This window comes from Achromobacter sp. RW408 (genome assembly GCF_003184165.1).
Classification (GTDB): domain Bacteria; phylum Pseudomonadota; class Gammaproteobacteria; order Burkholderiales; family Burkholderiaceae_B; genus Achromobacter; species Achromobacter xylosoxidans.
This window is the reverse complement of sequence record NZ_QHHO01000022.1, coordinates 307,223-324,997: the sequence shown is the minus strand read 5'-3', so window position 1 is coordinate 324,997 and position 17,775 is coordinate 307,223. Positions and strand designations below refer to the sequence as shown.

The following is a 17,775-nucleotide window of genomic DNA, read 5'->3' as shown; positions in this document are numbered from 1 at the left end:
GGTCAATGTCCGACGCGACGGCGCCCCTATGCTGGTGTTTCCAGGGCGCGCGAGCGCGCACCGCCTTCTTGGAGAAACCCGCCATGCAACTCGAATACGAACCCCATGCGGGGCTGTACAAGTACGGCCTGAACAGTTTCCTGGCCGCGGCCTCCGGCTATTTCGACATGCTGCGGCAGTTGCGCACGCTGCAACTCAAGACCGACAAAGAGATGCTGGCCTTCGTGCAGAATGCCCGTGCCGAGGTCGACGCCGCCGACACCGCGGGCGCCATCCTCGCGGTGCAGCAGAAAATCGCGATGGAGTTGATGGGCCGCGAACTGGCCTACTGGCGCGAACTGGAGAAAATCGGGCGCGAAGCATCCGCCTCGACCGCCGCCGCCATCCGCAGCAGCCAGAGTCCCTGGCAGGAACGCATGGCGCAGATCGCCGAAGGCGCCGCGCAATTCCTCGCGCAGGGCAACGCCGCCGGCGCCGATCGCCACGCTCAGACCAACACATAGCCGGCCCAGGCGGCCGCGATCATCAACAGCAACCCCGGCACCACCTGCGCGGCGAAACGGCGCCCGCCGCTGGCGGCCGCGAATACCGCCTTGCTGAGGGCATTGGCCGATAACGCGGCCAGCACCGGTACCACGGTCTGTGTCGGCAGGAGCCGGTCGGCGGCGGCCAGCGTTGCCACCGACGCCGCCGCCGCGTGGGTATCGACAAATCCGCCCAGCAATGCCGCCAACGCAATCCCCTGCCGGCCAAGCCACGCATTCAGCGCCGCCGTTCCGACCAGCACGGCCGCCGCCATCAGCGCCAGCGTCAGGGCCGCCTGCAACTTGAACGGCCGTCCGGGCTCGATCGGGGCCGCCGGCGGCTGGCGCATCGCCCTGAGCAGGAACATGGCGCCGTAGGCCAGCGCCGCGACACCGCTGCAGGCCAGGGGCACCATCAAGGCCTGTAATGTGGCCGGGCTGATCGCGAGCAGCACCGTCGCCATCAGCACCAGGGTGGAGATCGAGGATAGCACCGCCCCCGCCACCGCGGGCCCCATCAGCGACGGCTCGGCGACCACCCGCTGTCCCATGGCGCCGATGGTCAGCGTGCTGGAAATGAAGCCCGACGCGAAGCCAGCCAGCGGCAGTCCCAGGCGCGGTCCGAACAGCCGCAAGGCGACGTGACCGGCCGCGCTGACCGCCATCACCAGCACCGTGAACTTCCAGACGGTGCGCAGGTTCAGGGCCCGGAACGGCCCGAGGTAGGTGTCGGGCAGCATGGGCAGCACCACCAGCGCGGCAGCTGCCAGGATCAGCGCATCGACCATTTCCTCGCGGCTGAGGACCTTGCGCACGAACCGATGTAGGCGCGTGCGCGCCGCCAGCAGGATGGCGGCCGTCACGGCCAGGCCCGACGCCAGCACCGGGTCGCGCAGGCATAGGCCGCCCAGCAGCAGGTTCAACAGCAAGGCGGCCTGGGTGGCCATGCCCTGCCCCGTCCCGGTTGTCCGCGCGTGCGCCAGCAACAGCAGCCCCAACGCGGCCGCGGCCAACCCTACCAGCAGCGCGCCGCCCAGGTGCATGGAGACCGCGCCGAGCAATGACGTCAGGGCGAACGTGCGCACGCCGGCGGCCGGCCTGGCCAATGCGCCGCGCTTGCGCCGTTCGCGCTCCACGCCCATCAGCAAGCCGATGCCGAGCGCGATGGCGAACGGAAGTGGAGTCTGCGTGTCCATGATGTCACGTCAATACGGCGAAGACGGCGGGGCCGCCCGAAGCCTCATTGTTGCGCCAAAACGGCCCCGACGGGAATCGGCAATCCGGCCGATCCGGGCCCGGCGACCGATCTCAACGCCGGTTGACTCCCGTCAACATCGGCGCTGTCGCGCGCTCCTAACGTAAACCCACGGTAAACCCATTCCCCATTTCGGAGAACTCGCATGTATCAACGCATCCTCGTACCCGTCGACGGCAGCCCGACGTCGGAGCGCGGCCTGCAGGAGGCCATCCGCCTGGCCCTGCTGACGCATGCCCACCTGCGCCTGATCCACGTGATCGACGAAATGTCCTTCATGCTCGGCATCGACGCCTACGGCTACGCCGCTGGCGAACTGCTGGACCTGCTGCGCAAGGACGGCACCGAGATTCTGCAACAGGCCAGCGCCACCGTGCGCGCGCAAGGCGTGCCGGTCGACAGCGTGCTGTATGAGAACCTGGACAAGACCGTGCAGCAGCGCATCATCGCCGAAGCCGAACTGTGGAAGGCGGACCTCATCGTGATCGGCACGCACGGCCGTCGCGGCGTGCGCCGGCTGGTGCTGGGCAGCAGCGCCGAAGGCGTCCTGCGCACCTCGCCCGTGCCGGTGTTGCTGGTGCGCGCGCCAGAGGAATCCACGTGATTCTAGGGCGCCGCGCCTGGCGTCGCGGGGCGAGGTGATCCGGCATGCGCGCGCAGAGCCACCGGCCCGCGGCGGGCCGGCGCCAGGCGCGGGCGCGCCCGCCCGCTGCCTCGCCCTACGGTCCACGGCAGCTGGGGGCCGGCCTGATCACCGGCGCCGCCGACGACGATCCCAGCGGCATCGCCACCTATTCCCAGGCTGGCGCCCAGTTTGGCTACGCGATGCTGTGGACGATGCCGCTGACGCTGCCGCTGATGGTGGCTATCCAGCTCGTGAGCGCGCGGATCGGCTACGTGACGCGGCGCGGCCTGGCGGCCAACATCAAGCGCGCCTTCCCGCCAGCCGTATTGTGGATGGTCGTCGGGCTGCTGGTGACGGCCAACATCCTCAACCTAGCGGCGGACATTGCCGCAATGGCGCAGGCGCTGCACCTGGTGGTGGGCGGCCCGCGTGGCGCCTATGCCGTCGGCTTCGGCGCGCTGTGCCTGGCGTTGCAGGTGTTCATGCGCTACCACGCCTATGTGCGCTGGCTGAAATGGCTGACGCTGGCCCTGCTGGCCTACGTCGCTGTGGCCTTTACCGTCGAGCTGGACTGGCGCGAGCTGGCGTGGCAACTGGCTCTGCCTGGCTGGGCGGTCGGCCATGACGCCCTGGTGATGATCGTGGCGGTGTTCGGCACCACCATCAGCCCCTATCTGTTCTTCTGGCAGGCCGCGCTCGAGATGGAATCGGGCCGGGACGGCCGGCCGCGCGCGCGCGGCGAAGTGCGGCGGCAGTTGCGGCGTATTCGCGCCGACACGCTGGTCGGCATGACGTTCTCGAATCTGATCGGCTTTTTCATCATTCTGGCCACCGCCGCCACGCTGCACGCCGGCGGCGGCGTCCGCATCGAAACCTCGGCGCAGGCGGCCGAGGCGCTGCGGCCCGTGGCCGGCGACCTCTGCTTCCTGTTGTTCTGCCTGGGCATCGTCGGCACCGGCCTGTTGGCGGTGCCGGTGCTGGCCGGATCGGCCGCGTATGCGGTGGCCGAGGCCGCTGGCCTGCCCGCCAGCCTGGATGCCCGGCTGGAGCGGGGCGAAGGCCACGCGTTCTACGCGGTCATCGCCGCCGCGACGGCCGGCGGCGTGGCGCTGTGCTTCGCGCCGGTCGATCCGGTCGAGGAATTGTTCTGGGCCGCGGTCCTCAACGGCGTGGTGGCCCTGCCCATCATGGCCGTGATGATGCTGCTGGCCTCGCGGCGCGCCGTGATGGGCGCGCATGTGATCGGGCCGCGCCTGCGGCTGGCGGGATGGTGCGCCACGGTGGCGATGGGGTTCGTCGTCGCCGCCATGCTGCTCACGGTCTAGCGGCGCGCCGCGCTGCCGCCCCCGGCGCAGGCCGCTGGGGCGTCCCCGCACATGACCAGCGGAACCTTGATGAACTGGCTGCCTGACAGGAACAAGCCGCGCAACAGGCGATCCGCCGACAGGATGAAGCCGGCGATCGGCGCGACCGTGGGCGCGCGCGGCCCCGCCATGGCGCTTTCGTCCAGGATCTGGATGGTGCCGTTCTCACCCTCGATCCAACCGGGACCGGCCAGGAACGCGCGCAACGCGTCGTGGGCGGAAAAAAACAGCACGACGGCCTTGCCATCGAGGCCGAGAATAGCGCCGGCCGGACCCACGATGACGTTGTAATAGGTGCGCTCGCCGCTGGCTTCGATCAGGACGCCGCGCCCGTAGGCCACGCCCAGGATGCCGCCGTCGGCGCGCAGGCCGGGCACCACCAGCACGCCGAAGGCGCGCGCCACCAGCGCATGCGCGGGGGGCGAGAGCCGGTACAGCCGCGACAGGGTGGCCTCGGCTTCACGGTCGACCCGGTCCAGCATCGCGGGGGGGACCGCCAGCGGGCCCGGGGCCGGCTGCGCCCGCGCGGCGCTGGTCACCAGCAAGGCCAGCAGGAGAAAGAGCAGCAACAGGAGGATGGGCTTTTTCATGACGCGCTCCCGTGATGGGCGGCATGGCGGGCGCGGGAGCGCCGCCTGGCCGAGAGTCACCTTGATTGACGCACGGGCGCGCCGACCCGCTGTTGACAAGTGTCAACCAGCCGGCGGCGCGGCGATGCTACACCGGGTTGTCGGCGCGGCCATCCGGGACGCACCGCCCGCCTTGCGAGGACGCGCGTCATGCCGCCATCCGCGGATATCTCCGACCTGGTCTTCGCCGACCGCTATGCCCGGCCCGGTGAAGCGACGCGGCTCGACACCTACCGCCGGGTAGCGACAGCCCTGGCGCGCTGCGAGGCCGCGCCCGACCGCGCCCGCCACGCCGCGCGCTTCTTCGATAACTTCCTGGCGGGCGCTATCGGCGCCGGCCGCATCATGGCCAACGCCGGCGCCGGCGACGACGCCACCATGGTGAATTGCTTCGTGCAGCCGGCCACCGAGCCGGCGCTGGGGTGGCCGGGCGGTGTCGACGTCGCGTTGGCGCGCGCCGCGCGTACCCTGGGCATGGGGGGCGGCGTGGGCTACGACTTCACCCCGGTGCCGCCGGTGGGAACCGGCGCGGGCGGAGTCTGCGCCGTCATCGACCGCTACGACCAGGCCTGCCAGGCGCTCGCCGCAACCGGGCGCCGCCGTGGCGCGCAGATGGCCGTGCTGGGGGGCGACCACCCCGATCTGCCGGAGTTCCTGGGGGCCAAGGCAGGCCGGCGCCGCTGGCCGACGTTCAACCTTTCCGTGGCGCTGAGCGATCGCTTCTTGCGGGCGGTGGAACAAGACGCGTCCTGGGATCTGCGCCACGCCTGCCCGCCGGCGCCTGGCGCGGCAGGGCCGCAGGCAGGCCGCGACAGCGACGGCTGCTGGCGCTACACGCGCCTGCCGGCGAGGCAGCTATGGGAGCAAATCACCGCCGCGGCCTGGCGCGACGCCGAGCCGGGCGTGCTTTTCATCGATACCATCAACGCCCTGAACCCGCTGCGAGGCAGCGAATGGCTGGCCGCCACCAACCCCTGCGGTGAACAACCCTTGCCCGCCTATGGCAGCTGCGTGCTCGGCCCGATCCAAGTCTCGCGCTTCGTGCGCCATCCGTTCGGCGTGGGCGGGCCTGCCGGCTTCGACTTCAGCGCGCTGGCGCGGCGCGTGCGCATCCAGGTGCGGCTGCTGGACAACGTGCTGGAGCTGACCCACTGGCCCTTGCCCGAACAGGCCGCCGAAGCGCGGGCCAAGCGTCGCATCGGCGTCGGCCTGTCGGGCCTGGCCGACGCCCTGCTGATGCTGGGGTTGGACTATGGCGAGGCGCCCGCGCGGGCCTGCGCGGCGCGCATCGCGCGCTGCATCCGCGACAACGCCTATCTGGCATCGGCCGAATTGGCGGGCGAACGCGGCCCCTTCCCTGCATTCCGGCCGGCTCCCTACCTGGACGCGGACGCGGGTGCCCGCGCCCGGCCAGGCCTGCCGCCGGCCGTCCGGGCAGCCATCGCTCGACATGGCCTGCGCAACAGTCATCTGGTGTCGTTCGCGCCTACCGGCAGCGTCAGTATCGCCTTCTTCGACAATTGTTCGTCGGGGATCGAGGCGGTCCACGCCTGGCAATACCAACGCTGGCTGCGCCTGGGCGCGGGCGAGCCGGTTTCGGTGCTGGCGACCAACCCGGCCTGGCGCTTGTGGCATCGCCTGCACGGTGACGCAACGATCCTGCCGACCTGTTTCCGCCGCGCGGCCGAGCTGCCCGCCACCGCGCATCTGGCCATGCAGGCGGCCTTGCAATCCTGGGTCGATGCGGCGATTTCCAAGACCGTACCGTTACCGCCTGCCAGCACGCCAGCCGACGTCGGCGCCCTGTTCCTGCAGGCCTGGCGCCAAGGCGTGAAAGGCCTGACCGTGTTCCGGCCGGATCCGGCCATGGCAGCGGTGCTGGAACCGGCCCCGGACCTGGCTGGCGCGTGCGCGGCCGCCCGCGCGGCGGGCTGAGGGGCGGCGCGCTACGCGGCCGCCGGCGGTCTCGCGGGCGCGCCCTCCGCCAGGCGCCGCGCCACGCGCCCCTGCTTGCGCGCCGTCCAGAATGACGGCGATCGCAGGAAGCGCCTGCCGGCCTTGCGCGCCTCGGCCTGGGCCAGACGCCGCAGGCCTCGACAGGCGTCATCCAGGCCTTGGCGCGCCAGTTTGCCGGTGGCCAGGCTGACGCAGGTATCCGGGGCCAGCCGCGCCGCGGTGCGCAGGTCTTGTGTGCCGCCCAGCGCCGCCTGCAGGTCGGCCAGCCCCTTGGCATAGCGTTCGAGCCGGCGCGAGGGGCACAGCTGCAATAGCGCTTCGCTGGCATATCGCAGGCGTTTGGCCTCGATACGGGTCTGATGCTCGCGCCGGGCGCCCTGCCCCTCGGCCTCCAGGCAGCCGCGCAGCGTCGCGTCCCAGCGGCCGAGCCGACGGCGCATGGCGCGGTACAGCGCCTTGGGTTTGCGCTCGGCCAGGGCCGCGTGCATTTCGTCGCTGCGCTCGCGCAGCAGGCGCACCATGCCGTCGAAGCGCTCGCTGCGCAGGCTTGCATACATCTCGGCGTGCGCCACGTCCGAACGCGCCTGCGCCCGCCGCAGCGAAACCTCACGGTCGATATCCGGCTCGGCCTCGCACATCCGCGGCAGGACGTCGGCCATGAACACATCCCAATCACGCGCGCGCGACAGGGGCTGCATGGCCCAGGCGACCTCGCGGCGCAGCGCGCGCCGCAACGGCTGCCGGTCGGCCGGACGCGGCAACAAGTCGGACAAGGCGCACAAACGGCGCACGTAGATCCGCAGGTCATGGATGAGGTCGGGCGCGGCCTGCCCCACCGCTGCATCGCCTTCCCTCAAGCGCCGCACGCGCCCGTGGATCTCGCCGAACCAGGTCGCGGCAACGGCGTGCAGCCCGTCCTGCAAGGGAGATGGCGCGGCGGTGCCATTGCCACTGGGCCTGGCCCGCGGCGCCGGCTTGGCGCCGGCGGCTTCCCGCGCGCTGCCGCCGTTGGCCGCGGTGGGCTTGGTTGATCGCGTCATGACCGCGCTCCTCGTGATTGGGTCAATCCCACGGTACTCGCCCGCGCCCGGGGCTTATTGACGTTGGTCAAGCTTGCGCGGCCCCAAGGAGCGGCACGGCCCCAATTCTTGGCTTGACCAGACTCAATATGCGCCCTGCCCGAGGCGCGAGACTAGACCTGCGGAGCGCCTGGTTCCCTGTGGGCCGTGCCCGCACAGCCGCCGCTCCCTTCTTCCTCAGTTGCCATTGGAGATTCAACATGAAAGACGAAGAACTACGCCGCAATGTCCTGGATGCCCTGGAATTCGATCCGCGCATCGACGCCTCCGGCATCGGGGTCGCCGCGTCCGGCGGCGTCGTCACGCTGACCGGCCACGTCGGGACCTACAGCGAAAAGTACGACGCCGAACGGATCGTTTCGCATCTCAAAGGCGTCAAAGGCATTGCCCAGGACCTCGAAGTGCGCACCGCCCTGCAGCAGCAAAACTCGGATGACGAACTGGCCCGGCGCGCGATCAGCAGCATTGGCTGGAGCGGCTCGGTGCCGGACGGCAAAGTCCAGGTGAAAGTCCAGCAGGGCTGGGTCACCCTGACTGGCCAGGTCGCCTGGCACTATCAGCGCGCGGCCGCCGAAAGCGCGGTCCGGCGGCTGTCCGGGGTCAAGGGCGTTGCGAACCTGATCACCCTGGAAGCGGGAGTGCCGGTGGGCGATATCAAGGAACGTATCCAGAATGCGCTCAAGCGCAGCGCGGAGCTGGAGGCCAATGACATCCAGGTATCGGTGCACGACCGCAAGGTGACGCTGACCGGCAAGGTCAGGAGTTGGGCGGACCGGCACACCGCCGAACTGGCCGCCTGGAGCACCCCCAGCGTGGCGGGCGTGGATGACCGCCTGGAGATCCGCTGACCGTCGCCGGCACGGCCTTGCCGCGCGGTCCATGCGGGGCGGCGCGGCACGCTCGCCGGGCCGCCGCTATGGCCGTGGCGGACGTCAGGGAATCAGCACCGCGGTGGCTTGCAACCGCCCTTGGCGCAAGTCTTCCAGGGCCGCATTGGCATGTTCGAGCGGATAAGTGTGGATGTCGCAATGTACGCCCGCCGCCGAGGCGAGTGCCAGGAACTCCCGGCCATCCGCGCGCGTCAGGTTCGCCACCGACACCAGCTTGCGCTCGCCCCACAGCAGCCGGTAGGGAAATGCGGGAATATCCGTCATGTGGATCCCGCCGCAGACCACGCAGCCGCCTTTGCGCACCGCTTGCAAGGCCATCGGCACCAATTCGCCAAGGGGCGCGAAGATGATGGCCGCGTCCAGCGGCTCGGGCGGCGCCTGCCCACTGTCACCGGCCCACACCGCGCCTAGCGCCCGTGCATGCTGCTAGGCCGCCGTATCACCGGGCCGGGTGAAAGCATGGACACGGCGGCGCTGCCACGCGCAGACCCGGGCCAGCACCTGGCCCGCCGAGCCAAAGCCGTACAGGCCCAGACGCGTCGCTTCGCCGGCCGCGCGCAGGGCACGCCAGCCGATCAGGCCGGCGCACATCCACGCCGCCATCGACTCGGCCGCGCCATCCTGCGGCAGCGGGTAAAGATAGGCGGCCTCGGCCAGCATGTGCGAGGCAAAGCCGCCGTCCGGTGTGTAGCCGGTGAAAGCGGCCGCGTCGCACAGGTTTTCGCGGCCGCAAAGGCAGAATGCGCAGCGTCCGCAGGTCCACGCCAGCCAGGCGGCGCCCATCCGCCTGCCCAATAGGCCGGGATCAACGCCCGCGCCGGTCTCCTCGACCACCCCGACCACTTCGTGGCCGGGCGTGACGGGATAGCGCAAGCCTGGCAGGTCGCCGTCCACGACATGCAGGTCCGTGCGGCAGACGGCGCACGCCTCGACCCGAGCCGTACCTGGCCCGCGGCCGGCCGCGGCGTGGGCCGCCGCTCCAGTGCCAGCGCCGCGCCCCGCGTCCGTTGCGACATGACTCGCATGGCTGGGCGCGCCGCGACGGGGTCAGCCCACCACCAGCCTGTCGGCCACCTCGACCACGCCCGGGGCCGACCAGGCGGCGCGTTCAGCCGCGCCCCGCTCGCTCCAGCTGTTGACGCAGCCGTTCAGGGTCACCTTGTTGTCCTGCACACTGACCTGGACCCGGTTGGCTTCCAGCTGGGCGCTGCGCAGCAAGGCGTCTTCGATGCGCCGCTTGATGTCGCCGGCGCGCACGCTGGGCACGACTTCGATCGTGTTCGAAATGCCGATCACGCCCGAAAGCTTGCGCACTGCGCGTTCGGCGGCGTCACGCTGGTAGAACCAGTCGACGCTGCCGCTCAGGGTGACCCAGCCCTTTTGCACGGTGACCTGCACCTTGCCATCGGGCACGGTGGCGTCCCAGGCAATGATGCTCAGCGCGCGCGCGGCGATCTGGTCGTCCGCCAGCTGTTTGGCCGCCGCGGTGCGCACCTGGATTTCCTGGGCGATGCCGCGCACGCCCTTTACATGCCGCACCGTATGTTCGGCGGCCAGTTTCTGCGCGTAACTGCCGACGTGGCCACTGAGCGTCACCACGCCGTTCTCCACCGCCACGCCGATATGCAGGTCGTCGATGCTGGGTTCGAACGCCAGCGCCTGCAGCACCCGCTCCCGCAGTCCTTCGTCACTCATGATGTTCTCCTGGTCTCGTGACCGGCCGGATCCGGCCGGTGTGCATCGCCAGGGCGCTTCGCGCCCCTTGCCCGTTGCAGCTCGGTGCGTGGCGCTATTCAATCCGCAGCGTCTTGCCTTGGCTGCCCGCCATTTTCGGCAGCGTCAGCACCAGCACGCCGTTTTCGCAGGCCGCCTTGGCGGCGGACGAATCGATCGGGCTTGCCAGGGTGATCGAACGTTCGATCTGGCCCCAGTAGCGCTCCCTGCGCAGGACCTTGCCCTCTTCCTTGACTTCGCTGTGCTGCTCCTTGTTGGCGGAAATCATGACGGTGGCGCCGTCGATCTGCACCGAGATGTCCTTCTTGTCGACGCCGGGCAATTCGGCTTTCAGGACATACTTGTCGCCATCCTCGGTGACGTCGAGGTCCATGCGCGGTGATTCGCCGTCGGCGCGTTGCCGCATCGGCCGCAGGAAAGCCTGGAAGACGTCCGCGAACGGGTCGGCGGAGACGGCACTGTAGGGGGTGAGACGAGACATGATGGCTCCTTCGATAACGGTGTGGACACACCTGTCCCGCCATCTTGAGCCGTGGCCGGCGGGGGCCATTGACCTTTGTCAAGCCGGAATCGCGCCCTCGCCTTTTTCCGTCACCACGATTTTTATTCAATGATTCTCGAATCATTGTATTATCCCGCCATGAATGAAGATCAAACCGTTCTCGCCCTTGGCGCCCTGGCCCACACCCAGCGGCTTCGCGTTTTTCGCGCGCTCGTGGTGGCTGGCCTCGGCGGCCTCACGCCCAGCGTGCTGGCCGACCAGCTGGACGTCGCCCGCAATACCTTGTCCTTCCATCTGAAAGAGCTGTCCCATGCCGGCCTGGTCACCATCGAGCAGCAAGGCCGCAATCTGATCTACCGGGCCGACTTCTCGCGGATGAACGGGCTGCTCGGCTATCTCACCGAACACTGCTGCCAAGGGGCTCCCTGCGAGATCTCCGACTCCAGCGGTTGCACAACCTGCTGATCCCCGAATATCCGATCCTCCACTCGTTGCCGCCAGGAATTTGCATGTCACGTTCTCCTTTCAAGGTACTGTTTCTCTGCACGGGCAATTCCGCGCGCTCCATCCTGGCCGAAGGCCTGCTCAACGGGCTGGGTGGCGACCGCTTCCAGGCCTATTCCGCTGGCAGTACGCCCAAGGGCGAAGTTCACCCGCTGGCGCTCTCCACGCTGAGCTCCTTTTCGCTGCCGACCGACGGCTATCGCAGCAAGAGTTGGGACGAGTTCGCGGCGCCCGAGGCGCCACGGATGGACTTCATCATCACTGTCTGCGACAACGCCGCCGGCGAGGTCTGCCCGATCTGGCCAGGTCAGCCCATGACGGCGCATTGGGGCGTTCCCGACCCCGCGGCCCACGAAGGAACCGAGCAAGCGCGCCGCAAGGCGTTCCAGGATGCCGCGCGCGTACTCAAGCGCCGCATCGAGCTGTTCCTTTCCCTGCCCATGGAACGCCTGGACGCGATGTCGCTCCAGGCCGAATTGCGTGGTATCGGCAAGGCCCGGGAGTAAGTCATGTCATCCAATGCACAGGCAGCCGCGAGCGCCCCGCGGACGCGGGGCGGGATGAGCCTCTTCGAGCGTTACCTGACGCTCTGGGTGTTTCTCTGTATCGTCCTGGGCGTGGTCCTTGGCCAGCTCATGCCGGCCTTGTTCCAGGCGATCGGGCATCTCGAAGTCGCGCAGGTCAATCTTCCCGTCGGCCTGCTGATCTGGGTAATGATCATCCCGATGCTGCTCAAAGTCGATTTCGGCGCGCTCGGCCAGGTCCGGCAGCATTGGCGCGGCATCGGCGTGACGCTGTTCATCAATTGGGCGGTCAAGCCGTTCTCGATGGCATTCCTGGGATGGCTGTTCATCCGCCAGGTCTTTTCCCCCTGGCTGCCGGCCGACCAGCTGGATAGCTACATCGCGGGCCTGATCCTGCTCGCCGCCGCGCCGTGTACCGCGATGGTGTTCGTCTGGAGCCGGCTGACGGGCGGCGATCCGGTATTCACGCTATCGCAGGTCGCGCTGAACGACACGATCATGGTGTTCGCATTCGCGCCCATCGTGGGATTGCTGCTCGGCCTGTCGGCCATCTCCGTACCCTGGGACACCCTGCTTGTGTCGGTCGGGCTGTACATCGTCATCCCGGTCATCATCGCCCAGCTCTGGCGCCGCGCGTTGCTGCGTCGCGGGCAGCAGGCGTTCGAGGCGGCCCTGGCCCGGATCGGACCGTTCTCGATGGCCGCCCTGCTCCTGACGCTGGTGCTGCTGTTTGCGTTCCAGGGCGAAGCGATCATCGGGCAGCCGCTGGTGATCGCCATGCTGGCGGTGCCGATCCTGATCCAGGTGCTGTTCAATTCGGGGCTGGCGTACTGGCTCAATCGTCGCCTGGGCGAAAAGCACGACATTGCCTGCCCGTCGGCGCTGATCGGAGCCTCCAACTTCTTCGAGCTCGCCGTCGCCGCCGCGATCAGCCTGTTCGGATTCCAGTCCGGCGCCGCGCTGGCGACCGTGGTGGGCGTGCTGATCGAGGTGCCGTTGATGTTGCTGGTCGTACGGGTGGTGAACCAGTCCAGGGACTGGTATGACGCGGGCGCCAAGCGGAGCTGACCGGTGACGGGCGCCCCCGTCCGGGTCGTCGGCGCCCTGGGCACCGCCCAGACGCTGGCCTGGGCCTCCTCCTACTATCTGCCTGCCATGCTGGCGGCGCCGATGGCGGCTGATCTGGGCGTTGCGACGCCTACCGTCTTCGCGGCCTTTTCCGGCGCGATGGTGGTGTCGGCCCTGGTCGGCCCGTGGGCGGGGCTGGCGATCGACCGCCACGGTGGCCGCGTGGTGCTGGCCGGCACCAGCCTGGTATTCGCGCTCGGATTGGGCATGCTGGGTTTTGCCCAGGGTCTTTGGACGATGGTCATCGCCTGGCTCGTCATTGGCGCAGCGATGGGCGCCGGCCTGTACGAGGCGGCGTTCTCCAGCCTGGTTCGCCTGTATGGACAGCACGCCCGCGGCGCGATCACGGGCATTACGCTGCTCGCCGGATTTGCCAGCACCGTCGGCTGGCCGCTGTCGGCCTGGATGGAAGCTCGGTTCGGGTGGCGCAACGCGTGCCTCGGGTGGGCCGGCATACATTTGCTGATCGGCTTGCCGCTGAACGCCTGGCTGCCCACGCTGCCGTCCCCGGCGCAGCCCGAACGGACTGCCGCCGCGGACCCCGCGCAGGCGATTGCGTCGGCATCCCCTTCCCCCGTTGCCGCGGCCGGGGGGGCTGGATACGCGACCGCCCTGCTCGCCTTCGTGTTCGCCGCAACCTGGTTCATCAGCACCGCGATGGCCACGCATTTGCCGCGGATGCTGGAGGCTGCCGGCGCCACGCTCGCCGCCGCGGTCGCCGTGGGCGCCCTCGTCGGTCCCGCGCAGGTGGCCGGCCGCGTGCTGGAGTTCGGGTTCCTGCGGCGCGTCCACCCATTGCTGTCGGCGCGCCTGGCCGCGCTGGCACACCCCGCCGGCGTGACCGTGCTGTTGATGGCGGGGCCGGTGGCGGCCCCCCTTTTCGCGATCCTGCATGGGGCGGGCAACGGCATCCTCACCATCGCGAAGGGCACCTTGCCGCTGGTGCTGTTTGGCGCCCAGGGCTATGGCGCGCGCCAGGGCTGGCTGATGCTGCCGGCCCGCATCGCCCAGGCGCTTGCCCCGCTGCTTTTCGGGCTGGCGCTGGACGCCTGGGGGGCCAACGCTTTGTGGCTGTCCGGCGCCATCGGCCTGGCTGCCTGTGGCGCGCTGATGCTGCTGCGCGGCCCGACCCACACACATTGAAATTCCCGTCTTGCGTCAAGAGAGGCATTGCATGAGTTCCACTCCCATTCATCACAACCACATGGAAGGCATTACGCCGGCAGCGTTCGCCGACCTGCCCAACATCGATCCATCCCGGTTCAACCGGCCGTCCCCCGGGGAATTGTTCTCTCCCCGGCGCGCCACGCACGCGCCGCGCTTCCTGCTGCTGTATGGCTCGTTGCGCGAGCGTTCCTACAGCCGCCTGGCCGCCGAGGAATCCGCGCGGCTGCTTCAAGCGCTGGGAGGCGAAACCCGCATTTTCAACCCGTCCGGGCTGCCGCTGGTCGACGACGCCAGCGATGATCACCCCAAAGTCCGCGAGCTTCACGAGCTGGTCCAGTGGTCGGAAGGCATGGTGTGGAGTTCGCCGGAGCGCCACGGCGCCATGACCGGCCTGATGAAGACGCAGATCGACTGGATTCCGCTGTCGGTGGGCGCGGTGCGCCCGACCCAGGGCAAGACACTGGCCGTCATGCAGGTGTCCGGCGGCTCGCAGTCGTTCAATGCCGTGAACCAGATGCGGGTGCTGGGCCGCTGGATGCGGATGCTGACGATACCCAACCAATCCTCGGTCGCCAAGGCCTACCAGGAGTTCAACGATGCTGGGCGGATGAAGCCCTCGCCCTACTATGACCGCATCGTTGACGTCGTCGAAGAACTGATGAAATTCACCTTGCTCACGCGTGACGTCGCGCCCTACCTCGTGGACCGCTACAGCGAACGCAAGGAAACCGCCGCGGCGCTGTCGCACCGGATGCGGCAAGCCTCCATCTAGACGACCCCTGGCGTCCCCCCTTCGCGGCATTCAGCCCGGGTGGAACTTGTACAGCGCATACGCCAGAAAACCCGCTCCCAGCGCCAGGTGGATGGCAATCCCCTGCCGCCCTTGCAGGATCGATGCCGGTTGCCTCGCGCGCACCAGGCAGGCGAGCAAGCCGGAATGCGCCAGCAGCAGCCCGACCGGCCACAGCGACAGGTAAAGCAGCACCCCGAGCGGATCGGGACCGTAGCCGTCGCCGTGGCGCGGCGCTTCGTAGACGGCGACGGTGATTGCCCAGACCGCCAGCGCCAGCAGGCTCGCCACGAAACTGATCCGGTAGTACAGAAACAAGGAACCCCCTTTGCTTTTCCCGGGGCGCCATCGGCCCCGGTTGTGGCATTCATGCAAACGTTCCCGGCTCAATTTCCCAGCAGCCGCACCGTCTGCGGGTTGTAGCCGGAATAGGCGCCGGCGCCGCAGGCCACGACCGCTCGCGCCTGCGGCGGCACGCCCGTGGCGCGCACGGCCAGGTCCCCCCCGCGCAGGCGCATTTCGCGGAACCGTTCCGCAGCCACCGACCCGTCGGGCAGGAAATACAGCCGCACGCGTGGCAGGCCCTTGTCGGGATCGGCCTGGCTCGCGGCGCTGAAGGCGGGCACCACCACCCTCGCCTCCTGCCAGCGCGACGGATCCTGCAGCGTCTGCCAGCGCACGCGCAGCGGCTGTTCCAGGTCCAGCATCGCGGGGCTGCCGCCGCGCGCCGGATCGCAAGGCTGGCCAGCCTGGCTGCGCGCGGGATCGCCGCCCAGATCCAGCGTCTGGCCGTTGATCTCCAGGCGGGCGATGGCGTGCGGGCTGTGGTTGTCCAGGCTGACGATGGCCAGCCCGGCAACGCGGGCCGCGGTCATGGCGTCCTCGGTGCTGGCGGCAAAGCGGCCGAGGCTGGGCGCCACCTCGACGCGATCGGGGTAATGGAAGTATTGATAGACCAGCAGCGCCGCTTCGCCGTAGGCGAATGCCGGCAGCAGCTTGCCCAGGTCGGGCGCGGGCAGGCGTCGCAGCGGCAGGGAATCGCCGGCCTGGCCGTCCTGCGAGGAATACGCATAGCGCTCGACGCCCGGCTTCAGGTGTGCGCCAGCGTACGGAAACGTGCCGGCGGCAACCAGGTCCGGACCGGGATAGCGGCGAAAACGCGAGAAGCGGTCGTTTGTCGCCGAAGCGGGTTCCATATAGGGCTGGCCGCCGCCGTCGGTCGAGGATCCGGCGCGATAGTCCAGCCAGAGCGTGCGTCCGCTGAAGTTGACGTGGTTCTCGGTGATCGCCGGGTTGGCGCCGCGGAAGCGGTCGGCGCCGGCCCGCCGGATCTGGTCGTCGATCGGCACGATCATCAACGCCACCAAAGATGGCAGGAACAACAGTCCGTGCACCCTAGCGGGCACCTGGCCGCGATCCCGCACCAGGTACACGATCCAGGTCAGCACCAGCACGATGGCCAGCGGTCCGCCGAACAGGACGCCATATGACAACAGCGCCGCCATGCCCCAGCCGAGGTTGTCGCTGGAGACGGCCACCAGCCCCAGGAATGCCAGGAGCGTTGCCAGCAGCAGCGACACGATGATGCCAAACAGATAGTTCTTGGTCTTCAAATCGATAAGGCCTCGTCGGATGCCCGATGCGGGCGGCGGGGTCTTGCGCGGCGGACACGGCGGTCCGGCCGCGCCCACGATAACAGAGACGAGGGTCCAGGCGCGATCAGGCGGGGTCGGCGCGTCCGTCCGGCCAGGGATCGGCCCACGCCGGCAGGCGCATCAGGCCGTCGAGCCAGGCCACGATGCGCGGATACGGCGCCATCGGCATGCCGGCGGCCTTCCAGTACGCCGCCATCGACGCCAGCTGGAAGTCGGCGATGGTCAGCCGGCCACAGGCGACCTGTTCGCGGTCGCGCAGATGGGTATCGAGGACCGCGGCATAGCGGTCGAAGGCTTTTTCCTTGCCGGCCAGTTCGCCGGCGTCCGGCGGGCCGATGCCAAAGGTCGATTTGACGATGTGCTCGAAATAATACGGAGCGACCGCCGGGGCCCAATGACAGTCGTTCCATGACAGCCAGCGCAGCACCTCGATCTGTTCCCGCGTATCGGCGGGCCACATGTCCGAGCCGGCCTTGACGCACAGGTACGCCATGATCGCGGACGACTCCCACAGATGGTAATCGCCGTCGACCAGGGTGGGCACCTTCATGTTGGGATTGATGGCGGCGTACTCCGGCCGCCGCAGCGCGCCCGCCATCAGGTCCATTTCGATGAATTCGGCCTCGATGCCCAGGTGCTTGACGAGCGCGAGGACGCGCCGCGGCGCCTGCGCCTGGATCCAGTAGATCTGCATGGGTTGCTCCTGCGGGGTGTCGATATGGTTGCCACTTGCGGAACACGATACTTCACTCGCCGCGGCCGTAGCACCCCAGGAACATCGCCACCGCCGAATCCACCACGCGGTCGCGCTCGGCCGGTCCCAGGGGTGGCTGTCCCAGCGTGACCTGCGGCCAGAAGGCGAAACTCTTGACCAGCCCCTGCAACTGATGGCCGGCGAACTCCGGGTCGACCTTGGCCAGTCGGCCGTCGGCGATGGCGGCACGGATCCAGGCGATCTCGCCGCCCTCCTTCGCGCCCATGCGGCAGACGATGGCCTGGGCCCGTTCCGGCGTGTGGATGATCTCCGCCATGGCGACGCGCGCCAGATCGATGAAATTCGGATCGCCCAACAGTTCCAGCTTCTCCATCAGCAACTGGCGCAACTGCGCGGCCAGCGGCTGGTCGGCGCGATACACGACGGTGGCGTTGGCAATGCTGCGGTTCCACAGCTGTTCCAGCATCAGCCCGAACAGTTCGTCCTTGCTGGGGAAATGGTTGTAGACCGTGCGTTTGGACACGCCGGCCGCGGCGGCGATGCGGTCCATGCTGGTGGCCTCGTAGCCCGCCGTGCGGAACTCCTCCACCGCGGCGCGGAGGATGGCTTCGCGCTTTCTGTCGGTGAGCCGCTGCGGTACTTCTGCCATGGGAAATGTCCTGATAGAGGGATAGCGAAAATTTTACACTCAGCGGTGTACTTTCATAAAAAAGGAAATTACACTGCTCGGTATA

The 17,775-nt window shown here is 68.9% G+C and carries 19 protein-coding genes and 1 pseudogene; 10 read left to right on the top strand and 10 right to left on the bottom strand.

Going from position 1 to position 17,775, the window contains the following annotated elements:
* The first annotated feature begins 83 nt into the window (after positions 1 to 83).
* On the top strand, positions 84 to 503 hold the full coding sequence (locus tag DK459_RS03760; RefSeq protein ID WP_026385031.1) for a hypothetical protein: 420 nt from the start codon (positions 84 to 86) through the stop codon (positions 501 to 503).
* Here the strand turns inward: DK459_RS03760 and DK459_RS03755 are convergent.
* Positions 488 to 1,720, bottom strand: a complete 1,233-nt coding sequence (locus DK459_RS03755; protein WP_026385030.1) for an MgtC/SapB family protein — start codon at positions 1,718 to 1,720, stop codon at positions 488 to 490. The two genes, DK459_RS03760 and DK459_RS03755, sit on opposite strands and share 16 nt — an antisense overlap.
* A gap of 204 nt (positions 1,721 to 1,924) precedes the next feature.
* Between DK459_RS03755 and DK459_RS03750 the strand changes: the two genes are divergently transcribed.
* Positions 1,925 to 2,383 carry a universal stress protein gene (locus DK459_RS03750; protein WP_020927702.1) on the top strand — a complete coding sequence of 153 codons (459 nt, stop codon included), beginning with the start codon at positions 1,925 to 1,927 and terminating at the stop codon, positions 2,381 to 2,383.
* A 44-nt stretch (positions 2,384 to 2,427) separates the two neighbouring features.
* Complete coding sequence (locus DK459_RS03745) at positions 2,428 to 3,729, top strand: NRAMP family divalent metal transporter (protein ID WP_110134460.1); 1,302 nt, start codon at positions 2,428 to 2,430, stop codon at positions 3,727 to 3,729.
* Here DK459_RS03745 and DK459_RS03740 read toward each other — a convergent pair.
* A complete protein-coding gene (locus DK459_RS03740) occupies positions 3,726 to 4,358 on the bottom strand; it encodes a hypothetical protein (protein ID WP_110134459.1) in 633 nt (210 codons plus the stop codon). The two genes, DK459_RS03745 and DK459_RS03740, sit on opposite strands and share 4 nt — an antisense overlap.
* Positions 4,359 to 4,547: 189 nt before the next feature.
* Between DK459_RS03740 and DK459_RS03735 the strand changes: the two genes are divergently transcribed.
* On the top strand, positions 4,548 to 6,332 hold the full coding sequence (locus tag DK459_RS03735) for an adenosylcobalamin-dependent ribonucleoside-diphosphate reductase (RefSeq protein WP_051429240.1): 1,785 nt from the start codon (positions 4,548 to 4,550) through the stop codon (positions 6,330 to 6,332).
* 11 nt (positions 6,333 to 6,343) lie between these two features.
* On the opposite strand, the gene DK459_RS03730 is transcribed toward DK459_RS03735, so the two are convergent.
* The gene (locus DK459_RS03730) at positions 6,344 to 7,393 is read right to left on the bottom strand and encodes a CHAD domain-containing protein (RefSeq protein WP_020927698.1); all 1,050 of its coding nucleotides are present in this window, start codon (positions 7,391 to 7,393) and stop codon (positions 6,344 to 6,346) included.
* Positions 7,394 to 7,632: 239 nt separating this feature from the next.
* On the opposite strand from DK459_RS03730, the gene DK459_RS03725 reads away from it, so the two are divergent.
* Positions 7,633 to 8,280 (top strand): BON domain-containing protein, encoded by a 648-nt coding sequence (locus tag DK459_RS03725; protein WP_054499022.1) that lies wholly within the window; start codon positions 7,633 to 7,635, stop codon positions 8,278 to 8,280.
* 84 nt (positions 8,281 to 8,364) lie between these two features.
* Here the strand turns inward: DK459_RS03725 and DK459_RS03720 are convergent.
* From DK459_RS03720 to DK459_RS03710, 3 genes and pseudogenes are all read right to left on the bottom strand, one after another.
* Positions 8,365 to 9,347: pseudogene (locus DK459_RS03720) on the bottom strand (zinc-binding alcohol dehydrogenase family protein).
* A gap of 22 nt (positions 9,348 to 9,369) precedes the next feature.
* Complete coding sequence (locus DK459_RS03715) at positions 9,370 to 10,017, bottom strand: BON domain-containing protein (protein ID WP_020927694.1); 648 nt, start codon at positions 10,015 to 10,017, stop codon at positions 9,370 to 9,372.
* Between the two features lie 94 nt (positions 10,018 to 10,111).
* Positions 10,112 to 10,537: an Hsp20/alpha crystallin family protein gene (locus tag DK459_RS03710; protein WP_020927693.1), complete on the bottom strand. Its 426-nt coding sequence runs from the start codon at positions 10,535 to 10,537 to the stop codon at positions 10,112 to 10,114.
* Positions 10,538 to 10,696: 159 nt separating this feature from the next.
* Between DK459_RS03710 and DK459_RS03705 the strand changes: the two genes are divergently transcribed.
* From DK459_RS03705 to arsH, 5 genes are read left to right on the top strand one after another with little or no spacing between them, the layout of a single operon-like run.
* Complete coding sequence (locus DK459_RS03705; protein WP_035181149.1) at positions 10,697 to 11,023, top strand: helix-turn-helix transcriptional regulator; 327 nt, start codon at positions 10,697 to 10,699, stop codon at positions 11,021 to 11,023.
* Positions 11,024 to 11,067: 44 nt separating this feature from the next.
* On the top strand, positions 11,068 to 11,568 hold the full coding sequence (locus DK459_RS03700; protein ID WP_006384123.1) for an arsenate reductase ArsC: 501 nt from the start codon (positions 11,068 to 11,070) through the stop codon (positions 11,566 to 11,568).
* 3 nt (positions 11,569 to 11,571) lie between these two features.
* Positions 11,572 to 12,654 (top strand): ACR3 family arsenite efflux transporter, encoded by a 1,083-nt coding sequence (arsB, locus tag DK459_RS03695; protein WP_054470244.1) that lies wholly within the window; start codon positions 11,572 to 11,574, stop codon positions 12,652 to 12,654.
* Between the two features lie 3 nt (positions 12,655 to 12,657).
* Entirely contained in the window at positions 12,658 to 13,857 is a 1,200-nt protein-coding gene (locus tag DK459_RS03690) for an MFS transporter (RefSeq protein WP_110134458.1), read from the top strand.
* 31 nt (positions 13,858 to 13,888) lie between these two features.
* On the top strand, positions 13,889 to 14,653 hold the full coding sequence (gene arsH, locus DK459_RS03685) for an arsenical resistance protein ArsH (protein WP_233256750.1): 765 nt from the start codon (positions 13,889 to 13,891) through the stop codon (positions 14,651 to 14,653).
* Positions 14,654 to 14,683: 30 nt separating this feature from the next.
* On the opposite strand, the gene DK459_RS03680 is transcribed toward arsH, so the two are convergent.
* The 4 genes from DK459_RS03680 to DK459_RS03665 form a co-directional block, all read right to left on the bottom strand.
* A complete protein-coding gene (locus DK459_RS03680; protein ID WP_020927687.1) occupies positions 14,684 to 14,989 on the bottom strand; it encodes a hypothetical protein in 306 nt (101 codons plus the stop codon).
* 68 nt (positions 14,990 to 15,057) lie between these two features.
* Positions 15,058 to 16,284: a hypothetical protein gene (locus DK459_RS03675; RefSeq protein WP_024068873.1), complete on the bottom strand. Its 1,227-nt coding sequence runs from the start codon at positions 16,282 to 16,284 to the stop codon at positions 15,058 to 15,060.
* Between the two features lie 106 nt (positions 16,285 to 16,390).
* On the bottom strand, positions 16,391 to 17,020 hold the full coding sequence (locus DK459_RS03670; protein ID WP_006384117.1) for a glutathione S-transferase family protein: 630 nt from the start codon (positions 17,018 to 17,020) through the stop codon (positions 16,391 to 16,393).
* Positions 17,021 to 17,072: 52 nt separating this feature from the next.
* Positions 17,073 to 17,690 (bottom strand): TetR/AcrR family transcriptional regulator, encoded by a 618-nt coding sequence (locus DK459_RS03665; RefSeq protein WP_110134456.1) that lies wholly within the window; start codon positions 17,688 to 17,690, stop codon positions 17,073 to 17,075.
* Positions 17,691 to 17,775 lie beyond the last annotated feature (85 nt).

What these genes read in the sequence shown, in the direction of transcription:
- arsB (WP_054470244.1), top strand. Translation starts at nt 11,572, where the DNA reads ATGTCATCCAATGCACAGGCAGCCGCGAGCGCCCCGCGGACGCGGGGC.
- DK459_RS03760 (WP_026385031.1), top strand. Translation starts at nt 84, where the DNA reads ATGCAACTCGAATACGAACCCCATGCGGGGCTGTACAAGTACGGCCTG.
- arsH (WP_233256750.1), top strand. Translation starts at nt 13,889, where the DNA reads ATGAGTTCCACTCCCATTCATCACAACCACATGGAAGGCATTACGCCG.
- DK459_RS03745 (WP_110134460.1), top strand. Translation starts at nt 2,428, where the DNA reads ATGCGCGCGCAGAGCCACCGGCCCGCGGCGGGCCGGCGCCAGGCGCGG.
- DK459_RS03735 (WP_051429240.1), top strand. Translation starts at nt 4,548, where the DNA reads ATGCCGCCATCCGCGGATATCTCCGACCTGGTCTTCGCCGACCGCTAT.
- DK459_RS03750 (WP_020927702.1), top strand. Translation starts at nt 1,925, where the DNA reads ATGTATCAACGCATCCTCGTACCCGTCGACGGCAGCCCGACGTCGGAG.
- DK459_RS03725 (WP_054499022.1), top strand. Translation starts at nt 7,633, where the DNA reads ATGAAAGACGAAGAACTACGCCGCAATGTCCTGGATGCCCTGGAATTC.
- DK459_RS03715 (WP_020927694.1), bottom strand. Translation starts at nt 10,017, where the DNA reads ATGAGTGACGAAGGACTGCGGGAGCGGGTGCTGCAGGCGCTGGCGTTC.
- DK459_RS03665 (WP_110134456.1), bottom strand. Translation starts at nt 17,690, where the DNA reads ATGGCAGAAGTACCGCAGCGGCTCACCGACAGAAAGCGCGAAGCCATC.
- DK459_RS03740 (WP_110134459.1), bottom strand. Translation starts at nt 4,358, where the DNA reads ATGAAAAAGCCCATCCTCCTGTTGCTGCTCTTTCTCCTGCTGGCCTTG.
- DK459_RS03710 (WP_020927693.1), bottom strand. Translation starts at nt 10,537, where the DNA reads ATGTCTCGTCTCACCCCCTACAGTGCCGTCTCCGCCGACCCGTTCGCG.
- DK459_RS03730 (WP_020927698.1), bottom strand. Translation starts at nt 7,393, where the DNA reads ATGACGCGATCAACCAAGCCCACCGCGGCCAACGGCGGCAGCGCGCGG.
- DK459_RS03700 (WP_006384123.1), top strand. Translation starts at nt 11,068, where the DNA reads ATGTCACGTTCTCCTTTCAAGGTACTGTTTCTCTGCACGGGCAATTCC.
- DK459_RS03670 (WP_006384117.1), bottom strand. Translation starts at nt 17,020, where the DNA reads ATGCAGATCTACTGGATCCAGGCGCAGGCGCCGCGGCGCGTCCTCGCG.
- DK459_RS03705 (WP_035181149.1), top strand. Translation starts at nt 10,697, where the DNA reads ATGAATGAAGATCAAACCGTTCTCGCCCTTGGCGCCCTGGCCCACACC.
- DK459_RS03755 (WP_026385030.1), bottom strand. Translation starts at nt 1,720, where the DNA reads ATGGACACGCAGACTCCACTTCCGTTCGCCATCGCGCTCGGCATCGGC.